Annotated in this window: 4 protein-coding genes; all 4 read left to right on the forward strand. The window is 65.2% G+C overall.

Features of this window, described 5'->3' with window-relative positions; genetic code table 11:
* The coding region (locus tag VAE54_RS10555) for a hypothetical protein (RefSeq protein ID WP_322801928.1) at positions 1-238 on the forward strand (238 nt) is incomplete at its 5' end.
* 113 nt (positions 239-351) lie between these two features.
* Positions 352-1,329, forward strand: coding sequence for a type I-B CRISPR-associated protein Cas7/Cst2/DevR (gene cas7i, locus VAE54_RS10560; RefSeq protein ID WP_322801929.1), 978 nt, complete (start codon positions 352-354; stop codon positions 1,327-1,329).
* Positions 1,330-1,333: 4 nt separating this feature from the next.
* On the forward strand, positions 1,334-2,029 hold the full coding sequence (gene cas5 / locus VAE54_RS10565) for a CRISPR-associated protein Cas5 (protein WP_322801930.1): 696 nt from the start codon (positions 1,334-1,336) through the stop codon (positions 2,027-2,029).
* Between the two features lie 79 nt (positions 2,030-2,108).
* Positions 2,109-3,007, forward strand: an 899-nt coding sequence (locus tag VAE54_RS10570; protein ID WP_322801931.1) for a CRISPR-associated endonuclease Cas3'', incomplete at its 3' end; no start/stop codon positions are given.

Genomic DNA, 3,007 nt, shown 5'->3' on the forward strand with positions numbered 1-3,007 from the left:
CTCCGACCTGCTGGGGGTGTTGAGCGATGTGGTGCACCGCCTGGTGGGAATGGAGGCTCAGGAGATGCGGGATCAGTACCTCTCCCTGGAAGCCCTCGACCGGCTCACCGCCCTGATCCACGCCACGGGAGATGACGCCCGCCGGTTCGCCGATATGAAGCACACGCTCTTCATCTACGCCGGGCTGGAATACGCCGGGGTGGTCCGGGGCCAGACCGCTGAGGCGACCGCCCGATGAGGACCAAGACGCCTGGGGGCATGGGGCGCCGGGCCCTGTCGTTCCCATCCCCCCAGAGCCCTATGGCAACCCGTAAGCGGTGATGCAAACCTCAACCAGAGAGGAGGAAGGCAATGGAGGTGAAAGCGATCTCCATGGTATGGCTTTCCCGCACCGGGTTGACCAACCTGAACGCGGGCGAGGGCGGCAGCAATCTGGTGGATCTGAAGAAATACCGCTGGGCCGGACGCGAGTATCCTTACGTCAGCGGCCAGGCCATGCGCTTCTACCTGAAAGAGGCCATCCGCCGGGAGGTGCGCCCGGAGGAGGCATGTGTGGCCGATGAGCAAGGGGAAACATGCGGGCGTATTCCCGAGTGTGTGCTCTGTGACCTCTTCGGCTTCATGATCACCTTGCCTGAAGTGGGTGCCGTCGTCCGGGTCTCGCCCGTCAAGGTCTCCCCGGCCATGGGCCTGATTCCCCTGGAGGAGACCATGACTGTGGACTTCCTCACCCGCCGCCATCGCGGCGCGGTCCAGGAGGAGGCGGGGGCCATCCGCGGGGATATCGTGAACGTGGAGATGGCCGTTAATCTTTACAAGGTGGGCCTGGCGGTGGATCTGCGCCGGGTGGGTCGCGAGGAGGAGCTGGTGGAGATCGAGAAGGGCCGCGGGAAGAAAGCCCAGACGGTGAGGGGGGTGACCCTGAAGGATTACGTTGATGAGGCGGAGCGCCGGCGACGCATCCGGCTGCTGCTGGATGCCGTGCAGGATTTCAGTGATTACTCCAAACAGGCCCGGCTGCTCACAGACTTCACCCCTGATCTCCTGCTTGTTGCGCTCCAGGCCAACTATTCCCATCGCCTCCAGAAGGCTCTGGAGATCCGATGGGATGGCGCCGCTATCCTTGATACGGCACGGCTCGATCAGGTGCTTCGGGAGCTTCAAGAGGATGTGGCAAGGGCAGATGAACGGCCGGCGGTTTTCGCCGGGATGCTGGAAGGCGTGATCGCAAACGGGGAGGCGGTCCGGGAGACCCTGGGCCGGCACGGGATCGAGGTCGTCACGCCGCGGGAGGCGATCGCTCGCGCGAAGGCCGCTCTGGGGGTGTGAGCGCATGACGAAATATGGGCTGACGGTAGACCTGGAGAGCCCGTATTTCGCCTGCTTCCGTCAGGTGGCGGCGACCAGTGTGGTCCTTACCTACCCGGTGCCGCCCTTCACCACGATCCTTGGCATGCTGCTCAACGCCCTGGGGGTTCACTACGCCCACTACGAAACGGAACGGCAACGCCTGCAGGAAGCGTTGCGATTCAACCTCCGGCCCCTGGAGCCCCCCGGGCGGCCCCAGCGGGAGCTGGCGAAGCTCCTCAAGCTGGTTGGGGAAGGCCGAAAAGAGGAGGGGAAACGCCCGGTGGATTTCCCCTCCTCCCCGGTGCGCAAATCCTTCCTCGTCCGGCCTGCCTATCGGGTTTATCTGGCTTCGGGGTCCCAGACGATCGTCCAGGAGCTCGGGGAGGCCCTGCGACGCCCGGCCCGTCCACTGTATCTGGGTGGATCCGACGACATGGTGATCGTGAACCTTCGCTGGATAGGCGAGGTGAAGCAAGCCGAGGGTCGAGAGGTCTGGGGGTTGCTGCCCGGCATTTACGAAGGATGCGAGCTGATCCGGCTGCCCCTGGCCTTCCGGACCGGGCGAGATCTGGCGCCGCCGCCCCTGCTCGCGTTGCCGCGCCGCTTCCCTTTCGCACTCCCCGAACCTCGGCCTCTGGCGTTTTTCGAATCCGAGGGCGTGATCCTGCTCCCTGCCTGAACCTCGCGAGGCGGCGCCGTCGCCTTCCGGCGCGCCGCAGCGATCACCGGCCGAGGGGCAACGCCCAGGGAAACGCACCATGGTGTTGTGGGGGAAGCGTGACGGCGAGCGATGGCAGACCCTCTACGGACACATCCGGGACAGCCTGGCCGTCGCGGAAGCCCTCACCCGACGGTCCGGCTTCCTCGGGTTCTGCCGCCGCCATGGATTTGACGCGGATCATGTCCGCCAGATCATCGGGCTGGTCGTCCTCTTTCACGATGCGGGGAAAGGCACCGCCCCCTTCCAGGAAGCGCTGGAGGCCGATCGAACCTCCTGGAATTTCCCCCACGCCCTGGCGGCTTTGCCGCTGATGGACATGGCCTGGCGGAAGGCCTCTTTCCCCAAGCTGCTGAAAGAAGCCCCCATCCTTGAGGTGCTCGCGGTCGCTGCCCACCACACGGAGCTACATCGGGATCTCTACCAGAACCTCCCGGATCCCCACAAACGGCTCAGCTTCCTCCCCGCGCTCCAGGAGATCCTGCGTCGGCTCTACGAGGAGACTGCTCTGATCTGGGGATGGACCGCTGCGTTCCCGGACCTGCCGCTGGATGAGCTCTCGCGGCGCACGCTGGGCGAGCTGTCGAAAGCGTTGCTGAGGATACGAGAGAGGATAACTCAGCAAGTCGCCGGGATGTCAATGGAAGAGCAGGCGCGCTTCCGCGCCTGTTACGTGGCGCTCCTCGCCTATCTGAAGGCGGCAGATAAAGCGGCCAGCCGCGTCTTCGCTGAGCGGGCCCGCCCGGGGGAGAACGGCCCGCTGCTCCCCTTCCCCCTCCCGGAGGCGGAACTCGAATCTTTTCTTCCCGATTGGCCGTCGGATGCCGGAGAGCGGCTGCGAGAAGCCCTACCGCCTGGAAAGGACTGGTTCGATTATCAGAAGGAGCTGTGGGAAGCCTCGTTCCGGTGGGGAATGGTGCGGGCGCCATGTGGGCGGGG

It is taken from the genome of Thermoflexus sp. (assembly GCF_034432235.1).
Taxonomy (GTDB): Bacteria; Chloroflexota; Anaerolineae; order Thermoflexales; family Thermoflexaceae; genus Thermoflexus.

Bases quoted from the DNA above. Each gene is read 5' to 3' on its own strand.
- cas7i (WP_322801929.1), top strand. From the start codon at position 352: ATGGAGGTGAAAGCGATCTCCATGGTATGGCTTTCCCGCACCGGGTTG.
- cas5 (WP_322801930.1), top strand. From the start codon at position 1,334: ATGACGAAATATGGGCTGACGGTAGACCTGGAGAGCCCGTATTTCGCC.